The following is a 19,512-nucleotide window of genomic DNA, read 5'->3' as shown; positions in this document are numbered from 1 at the left end:
TCTATCCGCGGTAAACAAGACCGCGGCATGATGCCAGCCTTTGCCATGAGACGCCTACCACTATCTGCCATTACCGGGCATGGTCGCCGCATAAAAAATGCCCCGAACGGGGCACTCTATCAGCGGGAATGGTGTGAAGAGGGGTTAATCCATCACCGGGATACCTGCCCTCGCTTCGGCCTGACGGGCGATGGCCTCGGTCATGCCCTGAAAGATAAAGAGGTGGAACGGCAGCATGGCGAGCCAGTAGGCCAGCCCCCAGGCGCCCTGCGGGTGCCAGTGAGCGGTGACCCGGATGCGGGTCAACCCGGACTCCTCCGGCAGGATGTTGAACTCCAGCCGCCCGACGCCCGGAGCCTTCATGTTGAACAAGAGATCGAGCCTGCGCCCCTCATCCACCCCGAGGATCTGCCAGGAGTCGAGCATATCCCCCTTCACGAAACGATCCGGATTGGTGCGGCCACGGGTGCGGGCCGGGCCGCCGATCAGATGATCCATCCATTCACGCACCACCCACAGCTGGTTCATGTAGAAGTAGCGCTGCTCACCCCCCAGCTGCTGCAACACCTGCCACACCACCTCGGGAGAGGCGAGGCAGATGGCATCGCCGCTGGCGGTGCGGTCGTAGAAGCCATATTCGGGATGACGCCAGCGCAGGCCAAGCGGCGTCTCCTGCCCCTGCTGTTCGGCACCCAGCTTCTGCTCCAGCGCCAGACTCTCCGCCAGCGCCTCGTCGAAGCTGAGCAGGGTCTGGGGCAGCAGGGCGCGCAGCGGGCCATCGTCGGCCGGAATATCGTGCTTGAGACCACCCACCAGCGCCTTGGCCACAGGCTGCGGCACCGAGGTGACAAACTGCAGCCACCAGGCAGAAAGACGCGGGCTCAGAAACGGAATGGGAATGATGGGGCAGCGCTTGCCGATATGGGCGGCGAACTTCTGCAACTGCTGCTGATAGCTGAGCAGCTCGGGGCCGACCGCATTGAAGATGCGGCCATCCACCTCGTCGGCTTCCACCAGCCCGCCCAGATAGTGCAACAGGTTGGACAGCGCAATCGGCGGCGTGCGCGAGCGCACCCATTTGGGCGTCACCATCAGCGGCAGGTTGAATACCAGATCCCGCATCACCTCGAACGCAGCCGAACCGGGCCCGATGATGATGCCGGCGCGCAGCTCCACCGTCGGCACACCGGATTCGCGAAACAGCTCGCCACAGTGGCGGCGGGAGTTGAGATGGCGGCTGTTGCACTGCTCGGGCTGGATTGCCCCGAGATAGATGATGCGGCGCACCCCGGCGGCACGGGCGGCGGCGGCAAAATTCTTTACCCCCTGCTGCTCCAACCGGTGAAAATCGGCCCCCGCCCCCATGGCATGCACCAGATAGAAGACGGTATCGATGCCCGCCAGCGCAGGCAGCAAGGTGATGGGCTTGAGGCTATCGGCGAGGCGAAACTCGACTCCCTCAGGCAAGCGGCAGGGACGGCGCGCCCCGGCAATCACCCTGTAGCCCAGGGTTTGCAGGTGGGGCACCAGATAGGAACCGATATAGCCTGCCGCTCCCATCACCAGACAGTTACGCATGAGTGAAGCCCTCAACATCATTGATGCAAGGGGCGCCAGACAGGAATCCACCATAGCCCGCCACGTCCATCACCAGACAATTTCCCATGTAATTCTCCCTATCCTCACCGATGCCGCTTGTCAGCCAGAGTGCGCCGCGTTACCTGAAAATGTTCAACTAGAGCGCCACCATCCAGTCTCTTGCCATCCTGCCACGCCACCACCTTGCAACCTAGTACTAACCACCTCCCTGATTAGTCCTATTTGGTGTTAAGCCCTGCTCACTAACAGGTCGATAACTGACCAGATGTATAGCGCCGAGGGCGAATGTATGCGCATCGATCACTACGACCTCCAGGGGGAGGTGCAATACCGGCAACAGCAGGCCCAGAGCCGCAAGGTGCGCAACCTAGGGCCCGTGCCACCCGTCGTCAATCCACCGGAAGGCAACAACGCGGCAGTGGCCGGCGAACGCAGCAGCACCCTGACCCTCACCAGCGCCCTGACGCTGCAAACCGCGAGGCAATCGGCCGCCAGTCAGCAAGCTTCAACGCCTCCCGCCCCGCCCGCAGCGGACGTCGGAAAAGAGCAGGATGGTATTCCCGACGATGGACTGGATAACCGCCAGCGACTGATCAAGCTGATGATTGAGGCGATGCTGGGCCACGAAATCGAGCTGCCCAAGCCGATCACCCCCTCCGAAGAGGGAGGCGATGGAGTGACCCAAGGAGATGCAACTGCTCAAGCCGCCGAGCCGGATCAACTGGTGGAGGTGACGGACACCCTGCTGCAACAGGAGCAGCTCAAGGTGGTGGCATCGGCCAGCGTAGCGACTCGGGATGGTCAGACTATTCAGCTCGATCTCGGCTTTGTGCTCGACTGGCGTCAGCTGGAGGTGAGCCAGCGGCGCACCACCCTCAATGCCCTGAAAGACCCGCTGGTGCTCAGTCTGGATGGCAAGATTGCCGATCTGACCGAGGCTCGGGTCACTTTCGATATCGATCAGGATGGCAAGGAGGACAGCCTGCCGGGTCTGCGGGAAGGGAGCGGCTTTGTGGCGCTGGATCGCAATGGCAACGGCACCATAGACGATGGGGGCGAGCTGTTTGGTGCACGCTCCGGCAATGGCTTCGGCGAGTTGGCTACCCTGGATGAGGATGGCAACGGGGTGCTGGATGAGGGGGATAGCCAGTTTTCAGCACTGCAGTTCTGGCATCCGGAGCACGCACCTATCGCGCTGGTCGAACTGGGGATCGGCGCCATCCTGCTGCGCCCCCTCGACACCCCCTTCAACCATCTGGGGGAGAGCGGCAATCAGGGGGTGCTGCGCCAATCCGGCCTCTATCTCACCGAACAGGGTAAAGGAGGCTGGGTGCAGCAGATCGATCTGCGGATCTGAGCCTTGAAATGAAATCACCCATCGGTCGCTGACGATAACTGCCAGCGACCGGCGCCGGTGCCACCATCAACTCAGCTCGGTGGGGTCGATATCCAGACTCCAGCGCACCCTTTTGGTCTCAGGCCAGCCTTCCAGCTCCTTCACCGCCCAATCCAGCAGTTGGGCCAGCGGTGCCCGGTTCGGCCCCTGCACCAGCAACTGCATGCGGAACTTGCCCGCCTTGCGCTCCATAAAGCCGCTGATGGGCCCGAGCACCTGAACGTGGGGATAGCGGGCGCTGCGCAGGGTATCGGCGAGGCAGGCGAGGAACAGCTGCACCTCGTCGCGGCCATTGGCCTCGGCGCGGAACAGCCCCTGATAGCTGAACGGCGGCAGCCCCAACAGGCGGCGCTCTTTCAACGCCGTATCGGCGAAGTGGCCGTAACCGTTCTGGGTCAGATCCTGCAGCAGGGCATGTTCCGGATGGTGGCTCTGCAGCACCACCAGCCCGGGCTTGCTGGCACGACCGGCACGGCCCGCCACTTGGGTGTAGAGCTGGGCCAGCTTCTCGGCGGCGCGAAAATCGGCGCTGAACAGGGCACCATCCACATCCAGCAGACCCACTAGCGTCACATCCGGGAAGTGGTGGCCCTTGGCCAGCATCTGGGTGCCGATCAGGATCTTGTACTTGCCCGCCTTGATGTCGCCGAGGTGGGTCTCCAGCTCCCCCTTGCGGCGGGTGTTGTCCCGATCGATGCGCACTACAGGATATTGCGGGAAAACCGTGGTGAGCAACTGCTCCAGCTGCTCGGTGCCCACTCCCGATCCAATCAGCTCGTTGCTGCCACACTCGGGGCAGTGGTGGGGCAGCGGGCGTACGCTGTCACAGTGGTGGCAGTGTAGTCGTCGCCCAGCCTGATGCCAGGTGTACCAGGCATCACAACGCTCACAAGCGGCGCTCCAGCCACACTGGTGGCAGATCAGAGCCGGGGCATAGCCACGGCGGTTGAGAAACAGCATCACCTGATTGCCCGCCGCCAGATGCTCCGCCATCAGCTGCTCCAGTTGGGGGGAGAGCCCGGCCTGCAACCGCACGTTTTTGATATCCAGGATCACCTGACGGGCAGTCTGGGCATTGCCGGCGCGGCGAGTCAGGCTGAGATGGTGATACTTGCCAGTGCGGGCGTTGTGCAGCGTCTCCAGCGACGGAGTGGCCGAGCCAAGCAGGATGGGGATACCGGCACGATGAGCCCGCATCACCGCCAGATCCCGCGCGTGGTAGCGAAAACCGTCCTGCTGCTTGAAAGAGCCGTCGTGCTCTTCGTCGATGATGATGATGCCGAGGTTGTGAAACGGGGTGAACACCGCGGAGCGGGTGCCGATCAGGATGGCGGCGCCGCCGTCGCGGCAGGCGAGCCAGGCGTCGAGCCGCTCCCGATCGTTCATGGCAGAGTTCATCGCTACCACCGGCACGTTGAAGCGGCGGCGGAAGCGGTTGATGGTCTGCGGGGTGAGGCCGATCTCCGGCACCATCACCAGCGCCTGCTTGCCCGCCTTGAGCAAGGGCTCGAGGATGCTCAGGTAGACCTCGGTCTTGCCGGAACCTGTGATGCCATCGAGCAGGAAGGCACCGAACTTGTCGCTCTGGCTGGTAACGGCAGAGACGGCCAGCGCCTGCTCGCCGTTGAGGCGCAGCCCCTCCCCCGGTTCAAAACGGGCGGCCCAGTCGCCGTCATGGCTTGGCTCCAGCGAGCGCTTCTCCAGCAGCCCCTTCTTCTCCAGCGCGGTGAGAGCTGCGCTCTGGATCTCCTCCTGCTTGAGGGCGGAAGGTGTCTGCGGCCCCTTGCGCAGCAAGGCGAGCGCTTGCTGCTGCTTGGCCGCCCGCTTGAGCTCGTTAAGGTCGATGGCCATGCCAGCCTCGGTAGCAAACCAGAACTCCAACTCTCGATAAGCAGCTGGCTCCCCCTTGCGCACCAGCACCGGCAGGGCGTGAGGCAACACCTCACCCAGCGGATGCTGGTAGTAGCTGGCGCTCCAGTTCATTAGCGCCAGAATATCCGGCCCCAGCACCGGAGCCGTGTCCAATACCCGTTTGATGGGCTTGAGCTTGTTGCGGGGCACCTGGCTGTCAACCGGATGATCCACCACCAGCCCGACCAGGGTCTGGGGACCGAAAGGGATCTCGACCCGGCAACCAGGGGCAGGTAACGGCAGGGGAGAGAGATAGTCGAAGTGACGGCGTAACGGTACCGGGACAGCGACACGAACCAGATCCAGCGTTTGGGAAGAATTCACCAGGGGTTGCCTATTTTTTCTGCGAAGCCACTTGCCTGATCTCAGGCATTTCCTATATTATTCGCAGCCTTTGAAACTGTGTTCAACAATCGTGTGGTGTCCGACAAGAGATCGGATGGCGACACGGCCTATTAATTGAGGTTGTCCATGAAAGCTGGTATCCATCCTGACTACGTAGCCATCACCGCCAAGTGCTCTTGCGGTAACGTCATCAACACTTTCTCTACCATCGGTAAAGATCTGAACCTGGACGTGTGCTCCGAGTGCCACCCGTTCTACACCGGCAAGCAGAAAGAAGTTTCTAGCGGCGGCCGCGTAGACAAGTTCAACAAGCGTTTCGGTGCGATGACCACCAAGAAGTAATTTTACTTCTGAAGAATTCTGAAAAAGGCGCCCATCGGGCGCCTTTTTTACGATCCCTATTTTTCATCCTTCATGTTCCCGCAGCCAGACGCACTCTCCCCTACTGGCCAAATCCTTTGGAACGACGCAAATAGACATACCCCTCACCAGGGCTGCCCCAGCGCGGGCTCCCTGCGTTGTCATAGGCGCGATCCAGCAATCTGACGCTATCGGGGCCAATCCAGATATGCTGCACCAGCGTCGTGGCACCGCCAAAATCGGTGGAGCAATGGCCCACCCGGGTGTGACCGGCATATTCGCCGGAGGGAGTGCGTGTCAGCCAGATCTCGCAACCGTGGCGCAAGGAGAGCTGCTGCGGGGTCAGACTGTCGAGCAGGGCGGGATCATGCCAGGCACCGGCAAAATCGGTGGCACGGGGCATGGTCAGCTCTGCCATCAGGATCCGCCCGTCAGGGGCGGGGGAGAAGCGATAGATGCGCTGGCGGAAGGGACGGACGGAGCGCAGACTCAGGTACTGCTCGGCATAGACCCAGCGATAGCCCTGATAGCCGGGCCAGATCTCCATCAGGCGCAGCTCGGCACTGGTAAAGCGGCTGTCGTAACTGGCCTGCTCCCGGCTCGTAAAGGCCCCGTTGAACCAGCTGAGTAGCGGCTCCATACCGGGCTTGAGTGGGGTAGCCTGAGGCGCCGATCCTGCCAACACCAGACAGGAACAGAGCAGCCCGAATACGGCCACCAGCAACTTTACCATCGAATCCTTCCGAATCATCATAGTGGCGGCGATTATATGAGCGAATTACCCCAATAACAGCCATTACGATCAAATCATTGCCACTCTGGTGCAAAAACCTCACAAGGATGCCAGTCCGCTCACTAAACCCGATATTTTGCCACCGCCTTGTTGAGCAGCTGGGCCTGCTCGTTGAGACCCTCGCTAGATCTCGCATTTTCCTCTGCCATGATGCTCGACTCCTGGGCGATGTCGCGGATGTTGTTGACGTTGCGGTTCACCTCGTTGGCCACCAGACTCTGCTGTTCGATGGCGGCGGCAATCTGGGTGCTCATGTCCATGATGTTGGTAACATCCTGAGTGATCTGCCCCAGCAACTCCCCTGCAGTACTGGCCTGATCCGAGCTGCGGTTGCCCTGCTCGCGGCAGGTCGCCATCACCTCGACGATGCTGCCGGTCTGTTTCTGCAGCGAGCTGATGATGCCGGCAATCTCCTGGGTCGATTTCTGGGTACGGATGGCCAGATTGCGCACCTCATCGGCCACCACCGCAAAGCCGCGCCCCTGATCCCCTGCCCGGGCTGCTTCGATGGCCGCGTTGAGGGCCAGCAGGTTGGTCTGCTCGGCAATGCCGCGGATCACATCGAGCACGGAGCCGATGGTCTCGCTCTCTTTTTGCAGCTGGCTCACCTCGCGAGATGAACTCTCCAGATTGCCCGCCAGCGAGCGGATCTGCTCGACAGTGTTCTCGACCGCAGTCCGCCCCTCCATCGCCTTGTTGTTGGTCGCCTGCGCATTGTTGGCCGCCTGCTCGGTGTTGCGGGCGATCTCTTCGATGGTGGAGCCCATCTCGGTGGACGCGGTCGCCACCATATCGGTCTCCTGCAGCTGGCGCGCCGCCCCTTCACTGGTGCGTTTGACGTTGGCCGAGAGGTGATCCGCCGCTTCGGTCAGGGTGTGCACGCTCTGCTTCACATCGCCAATCAGGTCGCGAAACCCGCCCAGCATCACGTCGAGATTACCTGCCAGCTGGGCCATTTCATCTGCCCCGCGCAGCTCTATCTTCAGGCGCAGGTCATTATCCTGACGAATGCGGTTGACGGTATCATTCACCTTAGTAATGGGACGGTCGATGCTGCGCCCCAGCAGCACGCTCATGATGCCGATCAGCACCACAATCACCCCGCCACAGACCAGCATCAGGCTGTTGAGGCGAGCGCTCTGCCGCTCCAGCTCAGCGACAATGTGCTGATCGACGGCGGCAAACCCCTGTTCGGTCTGATGCACCAGATCCCGCATCTGGTTGCGCAGCCCCTCATCCTCTTTCAGCCCCAGTACCTGCATCCCCTGCACCAGCGCCACAAAGTCCTGCCGGTACTGCTTGCTGGCCTGCTCCAGCTTGCCGCGACCCGCCTCCGGCAAAGTGGCAAGGCTATCCTGAAAACTCTTGTGCAAGGTCTCGAAACGCTCCAGATACTGGATATCGGAACGCAGCATGAAGTCTTTCTCCGCCCGCCTCAGTTGCAGCATGGTGATGAGTAGCCCCTGCTGATCCAGCTGCTTGAGCCCATTCTCCACCTCATGCACCGCCGCCCTCAGCTTGCCATAGAGCCCCTCCTCAGGCCCCAGACCAATCTTCTGCTGCTGGGCCACCAGATCATTGAAGGCTTTGCCATAACCGCTGATCTGCTGATCCAGTCTGGTCAGCTCCCCCTCGACGGCCGCCAGATTGTCATCAGTCACCAGCTCCCGGTTGTGCTGGTGAAAATCTGACAGCCCCTGATTGAAGCGCTCGACGAAGGTCATATCCTTGCGGATCAGAAAATCCTTCTCGGCCCGCCGCAGGTTGAGCATGGCGATCTCCAGCTGGTCGATATTACGCTGGGCTTCGGTCAGATGACGGTGCACCTGGCTGGAGTAGATAAACAGGCCGCTCAGTACCAGCATGGCAACGGCAACCAGCACGGTATTCAGGATCAACTTATGACGGATAAGCACGATGGACCTCTCGCAAACTGGCAGTGAACTGCATTGAGCTTATGCAGAAAAGCGGCGACAGGTGATCTGTGCAAGGAATATTCATTGAAATGCCACACCCACTCCTTATACTGGTTGCACCTGTTTCCAGCCGTGGATTTGACACTATGGAATACAATACTTCTGAACTGTGCGACATCTATCAGGACATGGTGGATGTGCTTGAACCCATGCTCTGCTCCTTCGGCGGCCGCGCCTCTTTCGGCGGCGTCATCACCACCGTCAAATGCTTCGAATCGAATGGCCTGATTCGTGAACTCGTAAAAGAGAACGGACTGGGACGTGTCTTGCTGATCGATGGCGGTGGCTCCATGCGCCGTGCCCTGATTGACAGCGACATCGCCACCACGGCGGCCGAGAATGATTGGGAAGGGATTGTCTGCTACGGCTGCGTCCGCGAAGTCGATATTCTGGAAGATCTGGATATCGGCATTCAGGCACTGGCAGCCATTCCGGTCGGTGCCGACAGCAAGGATGTAGGGGAGACCGATCTGCCGGTCAACTTCGGTGGCGTGACCTTCCTGCCTGACGACCACCTCTACGCCGATACCACAGGGGTGATCCTCTCCCCCGAGGCACTCGATATCGAGTAAGCCACAAACAGCGTGACGACGGGAGCCTTGGCTCCCGATTTTTATGCCTGCAACTTGCTGAAAAATGACAAAAAAAGAGGGCCAGATAAACTGGCCCTTAACTGGAAGCAATGTGAGCAATGTCGTGCCTTCACAAGAAGTCCATCACGTTGGAACGAATGAAGTCTTTCCCGGAAAACAAGTTAACAATAATCATTCTCATTTAACTAGGCAAGCGCTATTTGCAGAAAGTGCAAAAAAATTGACCACCGCGAAGGGTGGTCAATCTGGTCAGGCTTGCCGGGTGGCCGTTTGCAGGCTGGATAATCCGGCCTCGCCCACCAGCTTGCGGCTGAGGTAGCGCAGCAAGACACCGTAGAGCGGCACGAACAAACCAAGGCTTATCAGCAACTTGAATACGTAATCGACGGTTGCGATCTCGACCCAGTGCTCTGCCATGAAAGGATCTGTGGTGCGCCAGAAGGCCACACTGAAGAAAGCGATGGTATCAACCAGATTACCGAACAGGGTGGAGGCCGCTGGCGCAATCCACCACTGCTTGAGCAGACGCAGGCGGTTGAACACCACCACATCCATGAACTGCCCTACCAGATAGGCCATAAAGCTGGCCAGCGCGATACGAGCCACGAACAGGTTGAACTCGGCCAGATGACCCACGCCCTGGAAGCTCCCTTCGAAGAAGAGCACGGAGAGCGAATAGGAGACCGCCAGCGCAGGCAGCATCACGGTCTGGATAATCTTGCGTGCCAGACCGGCACCGAAGATCCGCACCGTCAGGTCAGTGGCCAGGAAGATAAACGGGAAGCTGAACGCACCCCAGGTGGTGTGGAAGCCAAACACGGTGATCGGCAGCTGCACCAGATAGTTGCTGCTGGCAATGATCAGGATGTGGAACAACGACAGGCGAACGAGCGCCGTTTGGTACTGCGCAGGGGTCAGATTCATCTTGTGACCTTTTTGGTTAATGGGGTTAGGGAACCCATATCGCCACCATTGGCGATAATCGAGGGGCGAGATTATACGCCCCAAAACCGATAGTTCAATCTTTATGCGATTACGCTTGTCCAGGTTGGCCTGCGACAAAGCAGGCCTTGTGGGCGATAGTCACGCCTTGTGCTGTCTGGCGAGCCAGAGCAGCGCCTCCCGATCCACCGGGCGCACCGCCTCCAACCAGCAGCCGCTGTAGTGTTCATACTCCAGCCGAAACTGACTCTCTTCAAACTCCAGCAACCAGCTATGGCGGTCGGCCCCCGCATCCTGCTCGAGCGGCTGCAGCTCCCACTCTCGCAGCAAGGCCTGCGCTAACAGCGGAAACGAGTCCCAGTCGAGCGCCGGACAATCCAGCGTCACCACGCCAGCTTCGTTATCTACCTGTTTGATTTGCCAACTCATTCCCTGTCTCTCAGCTACTGCAGGATAGCTCACCACCGAAATACCATGCCGGAGTCGGGGTGGCGAGATCCTCATATTCGGGTTGTTCATCATAGGGGTGCTGCAAGGCGGCGAACAGCCGCTCAAACGGCTGCATATCCCCTACGTCGGCGGCGTCGATCACCTGCTGGGCCAGCGCATTGCGCAGCACATACTTGGGGTTGATGGCATCCATCTGCGCCTTACGCACAGCATCCTCGCTGCCTTCGCGCATTAGCCGCGCCCGATAGCGTTCCAGCCACTCCTGCCAAACACCAGGTTCAGACAACAGGGCCAGCAGAGACGCAGGCCACGCCCCCTCTTGCGTTACCTCACCGAGACGACGAAGGAACAGGTGGTAATCCACCTTGTGGGCCGCCAGCAACCGGAACTGCTCGCGGAACAGAGCCGGGTCATCCTCCTCCCACACTGCCAGTCCGAGCTTGGCCCGCATCAACTCGGAGTAGTGCAACATCAGCTGCTGCTCGTACTGGGCCAACGCAGCAGCCAGCGCATCACCGTCTACATGGCCAGCCAGCGCCTGCGCCAGTTTTTGCAGATTCCAGTAACCGACCGCAGGCTGCTGATCCAGCGCGTAGCGGCCCGCCGGATCCGAGTGGTTGCAGACAAAGTCCGGCACATAGGCATCGATAAAGCCGTAGGGGCCGTAATCCAGCGTCAGGCCGAGCAGCGACATGTTGTCGGTGTTCATCACCCCGTGACAGAAGCCCGCAGCCTGCCATTTGGCAATCAGCCGTGCGGTACGACGCACTACCTCGGCAAACAGTTCGGCGCCATTCTCCAGCTCGGAGAAGTGGTGGCGCAGCAGATAATCGATAACCAGCGGGATCTTCTCCCCCTGCCCGCTCCAGGCGAAATACTCGATATGACCGAAGCGCAGATGGCTGGGGGCGGTCCGCAGCACGGTCGCCCCCGTCTCCACCTGTTCGCGGTAAACGGGCTCTTGGCTGCCCACCAGCACCAGCGCCCGGGTGGTCGGGATGCCGAGGGCATGGAGCGCCTCGGAGGCCAGATACTCGCGAATGCTGGAGCGCAATACGGCGCGGCCGTCACCAAAGCGGGAGAACGGGGTTTTACCTGCTCCCTTCAGGTGGAGATCCCAACGCTGACCATCCGGCGCCAGTTGCTCACCCAGCAGCAGCGCGCGACCATCTCCAAGCCGCGGGCTATAGCCGCCGAACTGATGGCCGGCATAGACCTGAGCTACCGGCTGCATGCCGGGCAGCTCTTTTCCCTCGCCACAACAGGCAATCCAGTCAGCCTCGCTGACGCCTCCCAATCCCAGCTCATCCAGCAAAGCCCGGTTGAGATGAAGCAACCGGGGCTGCTGCAGCGGCTGGGGGGCCACGGGTTCACAGGCCCAGGGCAACTCGGTCGCAAAAGTGTTGATCAACTTCATGGTTGTGCCATTCGTCCCTGCGTATGCTCGTGTCACTCTTTATACTGCCGTCAGCCATGCTTGTGCTCACTGGCAACCATCATTTTTCAATTCAAGGAGAAGAAGATGCAAAAATGGGTATATGCCCTGCCCTTGCTGGCACTGGCGTGGGGTCATCAGGCCAAGGCTGCCGATATTGAAGCCGGCAAAGCCAAGGCGGCGGTCTGTGCCGCCTGTCACGGCGTGGAAGGCAAGGCGATGATCCCCAACTATCCCCATCTGGCGGGTCAGAATGCCGCCTATCTGGTGAAACAGTTGAAAGCGTTCAAGGATGGCACCCGCAAAGAGCCCTTGATGGACCCCTTCATGGCGCCGCTGACCGATGCGGATATCGACAATCTGGCGGCCTTCTACGCCAGCCTGAAATAACCTCGCGTCTGACCCCAGGTTCTTCCGAGCCGCGCTTACCCTGGTCGATTAGGCAGCCTAATCGACCCTAACGACGGCAGTAGTCGATAATCAGATCCATAAAGGCTTCACCGAAGCGCTCCAGCTTGCGGTGGCCGACACCGTTGATGGCCAGCATCTCGTCTTCGGTCATCGGCATCAGCTGAGCCATCTCTACCAGGGTCGCATCGTTGAACACCACGTAGGGCGGCACTTCTTCATCCTCGGCAATCTGCTTGCGCAGGCCGCGCAGCTCCTTGAACAACCGCTTGTCGTAGTTGGCGTTATCGAGCAGACCGTTGCGCTTCTCCTTGCGGCTGGAGATGGGCTGCAAGCGGGGTACCGCCAGTTCCAGCTTAACATCGCCACGCAGTACCGGGCGGGCCGCTTCGGTCAACTGCAGCACCAGATTGCGGGTGATGTTCTGGGTCAGCAGCCCCTTGTGGATCAGCTGGCGGATCACGCTCATCCAGTATTCGTGGCTCTGATCCTTGCCGATGCCATAGGTCGACAGCTTGTCATGGCCGTGATCCTTGATGCGCTGGTTCAGCGAACCGCGCAGCACCTCCACCACATAGCCCACCCCGAAATTCTGCCCCACCCGCCAGACGCAGGAGAGCGCCTTCTGGGCATCTTCGGTGCCGTCATAACTTTTGGGCGGATCGAGACAGATATCGCAGTTGCCGCACGGCTTGTCGTTGTACTCGCCGAAGTAGTTGAGCAGCACCTGACGGCGGCAGGTCTGCGCCTCGGCAAACGCCGCCATCACGTTGAGCTTGTACTGCTCCACCTGCAACTGCTGGGGGTTCTCGATGTTGTCGAGCAGGCGGCGCACCCGACCGATATCGGCAGGATCGTAGAGCAGCAGCGCCTCGGCGGGAGTGCCATCGCGCCCGGCGCGACCGGTCTCCTGATAGTAGGATTCGATGTTCTTCGGAATGTCGTAGTGCACCACGAAGCGTACGTTGGGCTTGTCGATACCCATACCGAACGCCACCGTCGCCACCACTATCTCGATGTCATCCTTGAGGAAGGCATCCTGGGTCTGCTGGCGCAGCTCGAGCGGCAGCCCCGCATGATAGGGCGCCGCCTTGCAGCCGTGGCGGGATAACCGCTCGGCCACCTCCTCCACCCGGTTGCGACTGGAGCAGTAGACGATGCCGCAGTTGCCCTTCTGGCTCTGCACGTAGCGCAGCAGCTGCTCAGCCGCCTTGAACTTCTCCACCAGGCTGTAGCGGATATTGGGACGATCGAAGCTGGCGGTGTGGATAAAGGGATCGTTCAGCTCTAGGCGGTGCAGCATGTCGCTGCGGGTCGCCTCGTCGGCGGTGGCGGTAAGCGCTACCACCGGCACCTGCGGGAACCACTGCTTGAGTCGCCCCAGTGCCGCATACTCAGGCCGGAAATCGTGGCCCCACTGGGAGACACAGTGCGCCTCGTCGATGGCGAACAGCCCGAGCGGCAGCTCGGCCAGCCGATCCATAAACTCGTGCTGCAGCAAGCGCTCGGGGGAGACATAGACCAACTTGATCTCGCCGCGGCGCATGGCGGCGAAGTTCTGGATCATCTCCTCCCGACTGAGGGCCGAGTTGATGTAGACCGCCGCTACGCCGTTGGCGCGCAGGCTGTCGACCTGATCCTTCATCAGCGAAATAAGGGGAGAGACCACCACACCGAGCCCGGGCCGCAGCAGTGCCGGGATCTGGTAGCAGAGCGACTTGCCGCCACCGGTGGGCTTGAGCACCAGCGCATCGCGCCCCGCGACGATCTGCTCGATGATCTCGAGCTGACCCGGCCGAAACTGCTGATAGCCGAAGACTGCCTGCAGCAGGGCAAGCGGACTCTCTGGCTGAGGATCTGGCAGGGTTTCGGCAATCGCGGTCATGGGCTCTCCTTTGGGGTCGCCATTCTAAAGCAGCCGCCGCCCACAATAAACCTGCCATTGCGACTGTTAATGAACTGTTGCAGACTGGCTGGAGTTTTTACTCGGCTTTGATGACAAGGATTGGGATCAGAGAATGAAACAGATGCTCAAGAAGATGGCGCTCAGTGGCATTGCCAACCTGTTTGCCGAGAAGATGCCCTTCAACAAGCTGATTGGCATGCAGGTGACCCACTACGACTTCGACAAGGTGGAGCTGCGCATCAAGATGGATGAGAAGCTGATCGGCAACCCTTTCCACAACATCCTGCATGGCGGCGTCACCGCCACGCTGCTGGATGTGGCGGGCGGTATGATAGTCGCCGCCTCCTGCATCGACGAGCTGGAGGAGTTCTCCCCCAGCTATCTCAAGGAGCGCTTCGCCCGCCTCGGCACCATAGATCTGCGGGTGGATTACCTGCGCCCAGGGCGCGGCAACGAGTTTATCGCCACCGCCCACATCATCCGGGCTGGCAGCAAGGTGGCCGTCGCCCGGATGGAGCTGCACAACGAAGAGGGCACCCACATCGCCTTCGGCACCGGTACCTATCTGGTGGGTTGAACCAAGTTAGTGCATAAAAACCACGCGGCTAATCCACTTTTAATCATTAGATTCCTTACCCCCTCTAGCCGAACAAGGTCCATACTGAGAGTCGGGATTGTGTGCAGAGGGAGGATTGCAGGCGATGAGTGCGAAACTGGCCATCAAACCATCCAGAGCCTTGTTGACACAGCTCGAGTCCATGCTCGACGAGGTGCAGACACCCGAGTGTCGCCACTGGTTGGAACAGGAGCTTGAGGGGTATTCTCTCTCCTCACCCCTGCCTTGGTATCGCATCGTTCCCTGTCGGCAACGCGGTCACTTTCTGGATCTGAAAACGGGAAAATATTTGACCTGTCATATCAACAGTCAAACGCTATGCCAACGCGATCTGGCCCAAATTCAGTTCATTTATGCCCGTGAACCCGCCGCCCACTATTTGCTGCAACGCAATTCCGGTATTGAACCCTGGCCAGAACAGCTGCTGGAAGATTATCAGGAGCAGTTGATCCCCGGCCATTTATGCCTGCAAGCCTGGCATGAGCCCGTGATGTCACTACGTGAACAACTGATGGAGGGAATCGAACATTTCATTTGTGAGTACCCCAAGCACGCGGCCTTGCAACCTCAACACAGCTTGAAGGCTTTGCGGCATCAGCACTGGCATATCTGAGTAAGCGCCTGGCGCGCAAGGAGGGCACCATAGACAAGACCCATAGCGAGATTGCCACAATCTAGAGTGCCGGAGTCAGGATCAGACTCCACCGATGGGCCACCGAGCGGTGGCCCTTTTAATGTCTGTGGGCTTGCTTCGACCCTGCATACATCAAGTCAGATCACTTGGCCAGGTAACAGGTCAGCAGCTAATGAAAAACCGAGTAACTGGAAGGAAAATGCAAAAAGGCCGCTCTATTGAGCGGCCTTTTCAAATTTGGTCGGTGTGAGAGGATTCGAACCTCCGACCCCTTCGTCCCGAACGAAGTGCGCTACCAAGCTGCGCTACACACCGATGTCTGCGGGACGGGAATTTACCGAAAGCCCCGATCAGACACAAGCCTTTTTTGCATTTAAATAGAAAAAAAGGGCCGTTTGCTCAACTATTCAACATCCTTGACCCTCGTTTACCGAAATGCAGCCAGATGGTGACATTCCGGCAACCGGACGTCAGGCCAGGCGCAGGGATGCCGGCCCCAGCAGACGGCGCTGCCAGTCAGCCACAGTGCCATGCTCCAGCCAGTCGGCTGCATGCTGGCGCCAGTTGGGGGAGAGAGCAGGATTCTCCAGCAGCATCAGCAGATCCGCTTCATTGCGCACCTGATTGAACAGGATATCCGCCGTGCGCTTCACCGTCAGTTCGGGATAGGGTCTGTCTACCAGCTCCATGGCCGTGTCAGGCGCGATCATGCCCTCCTCCAGCACCCGCAGCAGCCAGCCACAACGGCCATTCAGTTGCATCACCTGCGACATCTGGCCATAGCCAAAGCGCTGGTTGAGCTTGAAACAGGGGGATCTCGGCTGGCTGATCTGGATCAGCGCCTCGCCGAGTCGATAGACATCGCCAATGCAGGCTTGCGCCTCGGTCAGCCCGAGACCGGAGAGGTTCTCGCCAAAGGCGGCAGGTTGCCAGGGAGTACGTGGCGCAGACAAGCCCAGCGCGGTTTGCCAGGTCTGCCACCAGAGATAGTGATCGGCAGGATAGTAGTGGAGCGCCCGATCCGGGCCACCGTGGTGGCGCAAATCACTCTGCTCATCCCCTTCCAGACCGGCAAAGGTACAGCGAACTGGTGCAGAGATCGGTTGCTTGTTAATGGCGCTGGTGAGGCCGGGCACCAGCTCGGTGCCACGACCGCTAAAAAGGGAGATCCGCATACTCATCCTCCAGGTTGACGAGAGTAGGCGGATCTTATCATGGCGTCAGACGACGGCCTGCATCTGGGTGGTCATGGCGATCTCGGCGCGACGGCGCTTCTCCGCCCTGGCCATCAGATACCAGCTGCCGAAGGTAAAGAGCGATACCGACAGCAGGATCAGGCTGGCTACCGCGTTGATCTCGGGTTTCACCCCAAGCCGCACCGCCGAGAAGACCTCCATCGGCAAGGTGGTCGAGCCCGGGCCGGAGACGAAGCTCGCCAGCACCAGATCATCCAGCGACAGGGCGAACGACATCATGCCGCCTGCCGCCAGCGAGGGGGCGATCATCGGGATGGTGATCAGGAAGAACACCTTCCACGGCTTGGCGCCGAGATCCATCGCCGCCTCCTCAATGGAGAGATCCAGTTCCCGCAAGCGCGCCGACACCACGATCGCCACGTAGGCGGTACAGAAGGTGGTGTGGGCGATCCAGATGGTCAGCATGCCCCGCTCGGCGGGCCAGCCCACCAGCTGGGCCATCGCCACGAACAGCAGCAGCAGCGACAGACCGGTGATCACCTCGGGCATCACCAGCGGCGCCGTCACCATGCCGCCGAACAGGGTGCGACCACGGAAGTGGGGAATTCGGGTCAGCACGAAGGCTGCCACCGTCCCCAGCGCCACCGCGGCGATCGCGGTGTAGAAGGCGATCTCCAGCGAGCGGAACACAGACCCGATCAGCTGCTTGTTATCGAGCAGGCCGAAATACCACTTGAGCGACCAGCCACCCCACACCGTCACCAGCTTGGAGGCGTTGAAGGAGTAGATCACCATGATGATCATGGGCAGGTAGATAAACAGCAGCCCCAGCCAGAGCATCAGTTTGGCAAAACCGAAACGCTTCATCATGCCTTGCCCTCCAGCTCTTTGGCCTGGTTACGGTTGAAGAGGATGATCGGAATAATCAGCACCGCCAGCATCACTACCGCCAGCGCAGAGGCAACCGGCCAGTCGCGGTTGTTGAAGAACTCCTGCCACAGCACCTTGCCGATCATCAGGGTCTCCGGGCCGCCCAGCATTTCCGGAATAACGAACTCTCCCACCACCGGAATGAACACCAGCATGCAGCCGGCGATGATGCCGTTCTTGGAGAGCGGCACCGTGATCTGCCAGAAGCGGGTCAGGTTGCGGGCCCCCAGGTCGGAGGCCGCCTCCAGCAGGCTCTGATCGTGTTTGACCAGATTGGCGTAGAGCGGCAGCACCATGAAGGGCAGGTAGGAGTAAACGATGCCGATATAGACCGCCAGGTTGGTATTGAGGATCTGCAGCGGCTCGTCGATCACCCCGATCCCCAGCAAGACGCTGTTGAGCAGGCCGTTGTTACTGAGGATCCCCATCCACGCATAGACCCGGATCAGAATGGCGGTCCAGGTCGGCATCATGATCAGCAGCAGCAGAACTGTCTGGGTCTCCTTGTTGGCCCGGGCGATGGAGTAGGCCATCGGATAGCCAATCAGCAGGCAGAGCAAAGTGCTGACGAAGGCCATCTTGAGGGAGCCCAGATAGGCCGCGATATAGAGCTCATCCTCCTGCAGCAGCAGGTAGTTGCCCATATTGAGCAGTATGGTGAGCTGATTGTCGGCCCAGCTCACCACGTCGGTGTAGGGCGGGATCGCCACATCCGCTTCCGCAAAACTGATCTTCACCACGATGACAAAGGGCAGCAGGAAGAAGAGGAACAGCCAGAAGAAGGGGATGCCGATCACCAGTCGGCGCCCCCCGACCCGCTTCAGTCGTTGCAAGAACTTCATGATTGCAGCACCACGCCGCTGTCATCTTCCCAGTAGAGGAACACCTGGTCATCCCAGGTTGGCCGCTTGCCGTGGCGTTCGGCATTGGCGATGAAAGCCTGAACGATTTTGCCCGAGGGCAGCTGAATGTGATAAACCGAGTGACCGCCCAGATAGGCGATGTCATAGACCTCACCCTTGGTCCAGTTGAAGTCCGGGTGCTCGATCTCCTCCGGCTTTTGCAGACTCATCAGCAGTTTTTCCGGCCGCAGGGCGTAGGTCACCTTCTTGTTTTCGGCGCGGGAGCTGATGCCGTGGCCTACATAGATGGGCTGCTCCAGATCGGCACAGGCGATGGTGGCGTGGTCCTGTTCATCCTCCACCAGCAGGCCGTCAAACAGGTTGACGTTGCCGATGAACTCGCACACCAGCCGACTGGCCGGGGTCTCGTAGATATCCATCGGGCTGCCGATCTGCTCGATGCAGCCGAGGTGCATGATGGCGATCCGCTCCGCCATGGTCATGGCCTCTTCCTGATCGTGGGTCACCATGACGCAGGTAACCCCGACCCGCTCGATGATCTCCACCAGCTCCAACTGCATCTTGGAACGCAGCTTCTTGTCGAGCGCCCCCATGGGTTCATCCAGCAGCAGCAACTTGGGACGCTTGGCCAGGGAACGAGCCAACGCCACCCGCTGACGCTGGCCACCGGAGAGCTGATGCGGTTTGCGACGGGCATACTGGGTCATCTGCACCAGCTTGAGCATCTCCTCCACCCGGGCATCAATCTCGGCCTTGGGCAGGCCATCTTGCTTGAGGCCAAAGGCGATGTTCTGGGCCACCGTCATATGGGGGAACAGGGCGTAGGACTGGAACATCATGTTGATGGGGCGTTCATAGGGGGGCATGTCGGTGATGTCGACCCCGTCGAGGAACAGCCGCCCCTCGGTCGGGCGCTCGAAACCGGCCAGCATCCGCAGCAGGGTCGATTTGCCGGAACCGGACCCGCCGAGCAGGGCGAAAATCTCCCCCTTGTGAATATTGAGAGATACGTTATCGACCGCCAGCGTTTCGTCGAACTGCTTGCTTACCCGATCAATTTTCACCAGCACTTCTTTGCGCTGCTGACTGCCCTCGAGGGCTTTCTTGTAGGCACTGGAGGCTATCGCCATTACCAAACTCCCCAACGTGATACCGGCCT

18 protein-coding genes and 1 tRNA gene are annotated in these 19,512 nt (G+C 60.1%); 6 read left to right on the top strand and 13 right to left on the bottom strand.

What is annotated here, in order from left to right:
• Positions 1-144: 144 nt before the first annotated feature.
• Complete coding sequence (locus I6L41_RS17425; RefSeq protein ID WP_075116212.1) at positions 145-1,578, bottom strand: DUF2867 domain-containing protein; 1,434 nt, start codon at positions 1,576-1,578, stop codon at positions 145-147.
• A 286-nt stretch (positions 1,579-1,864) separates the two neighbouring features.
• Between I6L41_RS17425 and I6L41_RS17420 the strand changes: the two genes are divergently transcribed.
• Entirely contained in the window at positions 1,865-2,956 is a 1,092-nt protein-coding gene (locus I6L41_RS17420) for a hypothetical protein (RefSeq protein ID WP_216960324.1), read from the top strand.
• A gap of 66 nt (positions 2,957-3,022) precedes the next feature.
• Here I6L41_RS17420 and priA read toward each other — a convergent pair whose 3' ends face one another.
• Positions 3,023-5,230, bottom strand: a complete 2,208-nt coding sequence (gene priA / locus I6L41_RS17415; RefSeq protein WP_216960321.1) for a primosomal protein N' — start codon at positions 5,228-5,230, stop codon at positions 3,023-3,025.
• 147 nt (positions 5,231-5,377) lie between these two features.
• Here priA and rpmE point away from each other — a divergent pair, with 147 nt between their 5' ends.
• On the top strand, positions 5,378-5,593 hold the full coding sequence (gene rpmE / locus I6L41_RS17410; RefSeq protein WP_005340673.1) for a 50S ribosomal protein L31: 216 nt from the start codon (positions 5,378-5,380) through the stop codon (positions 5,591-5,593).
• A gap of 100 nt (positions 5,594-5,693) precedes the next feature.
• Here the strand turns inward: rpmE and I6L41_RS17405 are convergent, their stop codons facing one another.
• Together I6L41_RS17405 and I6L41_RS17400 are read right to left on the bottom strand one after the other, a co-directional pair.
• Positions 5,694-6,344, bottom strand: a complete 651-nt coding sequence (locus I6L41_RS17405; protein WP_216960319.1) for a chromophore lyase CpcT/CpeT — start codon at positions 6,342-6,344, stop codon at positions 5,694-5,696.
• A 122-nt stretch (positions 6,345-6,466) separates the two neighbouring features.
• A complete protein-coding gene (locus I6L41_RS17400; RefSeq protein ID WP_216960316.1) occupies positions 6,467-8,320 on the bottom strand; it encodes a methyl-accepting chemotaxis protein in 1,854 nt (617 codons plus the stop codon).
• A 146-nt stretch (positions 8,321-8,466) separates the two neighbouring features.
• On the opposite strand from I6L41_RS17400, the gene rraA reads away from it, so the two are divergent.
• A complete protein-coding gene (rraA, locus tag I6L41_RS17395; RefSeq protein WP_005340678.1) occupies positions 8,467-8,952 on the top strand; it encodes a ribonuclease E activity regulator RraA in 486 nt (161 codons plus the stop codon).
• A gap of 270 nt (positions 8,953-9,222) precedes the next feature.
• Here the strand turns inward: rraA and I6L41_RS17390 are convergent, their stop codons facing one another.
• The 3 genes from I6L41_RS17390 to I6L41_RS17380 all read right to left on the bottom strand — a co-directional run bounded on the left by I6L41_RS17390 (position 9,223) and on the right by I6L41_RS17380 (position 11,782).
• The gene (locus I6L41_RS17390; protein WP_216960313.1) at positions 9,223-9,897 is read right to left on the bottom strand and encodes a 7-cyano-7-deazaguanine/7-aminomethyl-7-deazaguanine transporter; all 675 of its coding nucleotides are present in this window, start codon (positions 9,895-9,897) and stop codon (positions 9,223-9,225) included.
• 159 nt (positions 9,898-10,056) lie between these two features.
• The gene (locus tag I6L41_RS17385) at positions 10,057-10,344 is read right to left on the bottom strand and encodes a DUF3630 family protein (protein WP_150997886.1); all 288 of its coding nucleotides are present in this window, start codon (positions 10,342-10,344) and stop codon (positions 10,057-10,059) included.
• Between the two features lie 10 nt (positions 10,345-10,354).
• A complete protein-coding gene (locus I6L41_RS17380) occupies positions 10,355-11,782 on the bottom strand; it encodes a YdiU family protein (protein WP_216960311.1) in 1,428 nt (475 codons plus the stop codon).
• Positions 11,783-11,887: 105 nt separating this feature from the next.
• Here I6L41_RS17380 and I6L41_RS17375 point away from each other — a divergent pair, with 105 nt between their 5' ends.
• Complete coding sequence (locus tag I6L41_RS17375) at positions 11,888-12,190, top strand: cytochrome c (protein WP_005340687.1); 303 nt, start codon at positions 11,888-11,890, stop codon at positions 12,188-12,190.
• Positions 12,191-12,257: 67 nt separating this feature from the next.
• Here the strand turns inward: I6L41_RS17375 and recQ are convergent, their stop codons facing one another.
• Positions 12,258-14,093, bottom strand: a complete 1,836-nt coding sequence (gene recQ / locus I6L41_RS17370) for an ATP-dependent DNA helicase RecQ (protein ID WP_042054245.1) — start codon at positions 14,091-14,093, stop codon at positions 12,258-12,260.
• Positions 14,094-14,226: 133 nt separating this feature from the next.
• Between recQ and I6L41_RS17365 the strand changes: the two genes are divergently transcribed.
• Both I6L41_RS17365 and I6L41_RS17360 read left to right on the top strand, forming a co-directional pair.
• Entirely contained in the window at positions 14,227-14,691 is a 465-nt protein-coding gene (locus tag I6L41_RS17365; RefSeq protein ID WP_005355465.1) for a thioesterase family protein, read from the top strand.
• A gap of 124 nt (positions 14,692-14,815) precedes the next feature.
• On the top strand, positions 14,816-15,343 hold the full coding sequence (locus tag I6L41_RS17360; protein ID WP_005342628.1) for a hypothetical protein: 528 nt from the start codon (positions 14,816-14,818) through the stop codon (positions 15,341-15,343).
• A gap of 259 nt (positions 15,344-15,602) precedes the next feature.
• Here the strand turns inward: I6L41_RS17360 and I6L41_RS17355 are convergent.
• The 5 genes from I6L41_RS17355 to potA all read right to left on the bottom strand — a co-directional run bounded on the left by I6L41_RS17355 (position 15,603) and on the right by potA (position 19,483).
• Positions 15,603-15,679: transfer RNA gene (locus I6L41_RS17355), tRNA-Pro, on the bottom strand.
• A 155-nt stretch (positions 15,680-15,834) separates the two neighbouring features.
• A complete protein-coding gene (locus I6L41_RS17350) occupies positions 15,835-16,539 on the bottom strand; it encodes an MOSC domain-containing protein (protein WP_216960309.1) in 705 nt (234 codons plus the stop codon).
• Positions 16,540-16,584: 45 nt separating this feature from the next.
• The gene (locus I6L41_RS17345) at positions 16,585-17,427 is read right to left on the bottom strand and encodes an ABC transporter permease subunit (protein ID WP_041202837.1); all 843 of its coding nucleotides are present in this window, start codon (positions 17,425-17,427) and stop codon (positions 16,585-16,587) included.
• Positions 17,427-18,332, bottom strand: a complete 906-nt coding sequence (locus I6L41_RS17340) for an ABC transporter permease subunit (RefSeq protein ID WP_005340703.1) — start codon at positions 18,330-18,332, stop codon at positions 17,427-17,429. The genes I6L41_RS17345 and I6L41_RS17340 overlap by 1 nt, the downstream gene beginning before the upstream one ends.
• Positions 18,329-19,483: a polyamine ABC transporter ATP-binding protein gene (gene potA, locus I6L41_RS17335; protein WP_005340704.1), complete on the bottom strand. Its 1,155-nt coding sequence runs from the start codon at positions 19,481-19,483 to the stop codon at positions 18,329-18,331. Before potA ends, I6L41_RS17340 begins: the two co-directional genes overlap by 4 nt.
• Between the last annotated feature and the right edge of the window lie 29 nt (positions 19,484-19,512).

The sequence above is a fragment of the Aeromonas sp. FDAARGOS 1411 genome (genome assembly GCF_019047125.1).
Classification (GTDB): domain Bacteria; phylum Pseudomonadota; class Gammaproteobacteria; order Enterobacterales; family Aeromonadaceae; genus Aeromonas; species Aeromonas veronii.
This window is presented reverse-complemented; position numbering and strand designations above follow the sequence as displayed.

Bases quoted from the DNA above. Each gene is read 5' to 3' on its own strand.
- I6L41_RS17425 (WP_075116212.1), bottom strand. From the start codon at position 1,578: ATGCGTAACTGTCTGGTGATGGGAGCGGCAGGCTATATCGGTTCCTAT.
- I6L41_RS17420 (WP_216960324.1), top strand. From the start codon at position 1,865: ATGTATAGCGCCGAGGGCGAATGTATGCGCATCGATCACTACGACCTC.
- rpmE (WP_005340673.1), top strand. From the start codon at position 5,378: ATGAAAGCTGGTATCCATCCTGACTACGTAGCCATCACCGCCAAGTGC.
- I6L41_RS17405 (WP_216960319.1), bottom strand. From the start codon at position 6,344: ATGGTAAAGTTGCTGGTGGCCGTATTCGGGCTGCTCTGTTCCTGTCTG.
- rraA (WP_005340678.1), top strand. From the start codon at position 8,467: ATGGAATACAATACTTCTGAACTGTGCGACATCTATCAGGACATGGTG.
- I6L41_RS17390 (WP_216960313.1), bottom strand. From the start codon at position 9,897: ATGAATCTGACCCCTGCGCAGTACCAAACGGCGCTCGTTCGCCTGTCG.
- I6L41_RS17385 (WP_150997886.1), bottom strand. From the start codon at position 10,344: ATGAGTTGGCAAATCAAACAGGTAGATAACGAAGCTGGCGTGGTGACG.
- I6L41_RS17380 (WP_216960311.1), bottom strand. From the start codon at position 11,782: ATGAAGTTGATCAACACTTTTGCGACCGAGTTGCCCTGGGCCTGTGAA.
- I6L41_RS17375 (WP_005340687.1), top strand. From the start codon at position 11,888: ATGCAAAAATGGGTATATGCCCTGCCCTTGCTGGCACTGGCGTGGGGT.
- recQ (WP_042054245.1), bottom strand. From the start codon at position 14,093: ATGACCGCGATTGCCGAAACCCTGCCAGATCCTCAGCCAGAGAGTCCG.
- I6L41_RS17365 (WP_005355465.1), top strand. From the start codon at position 14,227: ATGAAACAGATGCTCAAGAAGATGGCGCTCAGTGGCATTGCCAACCTG.
- I6L41_RS17360 (WP_005342628.1), top strand. From the start codon at position 14,816: ATGAGTGCGAAACTGGCCATCAAACCATCCAGAGCCTTGTTGACACAG.
- I6L41_RS17350 (WP_216960309.1), bottom strand. From the start codon at position 16,539: ATGCGGATCTCCCTTTTTAGCGGTCGTGGCACCGAGCTGGTGCCCGGC.
- I6L41_RS17345 (WP_041202837.1), bottom strand. From the start codon at position 17,427: ATGAAGCGTTTCGGTTTTGCCAAACTGATGCTCTGGCTGGGGCTGCTG.
- I6L41_RS17340 (WP_005340703.1), bottom strand. From the start codon at position 18,332: ATGAAGTTCTTGCAACGACTGAAGCGGGTCGGGGGGCGCCGACTGGTG.
- potA (WP_005340704.1), bottom strand. From the start codon at position 19,483: ATGGCGATAGCCTCCAGTGCCTACAAGAAAGCCCTCGAGGGCAGTCAG.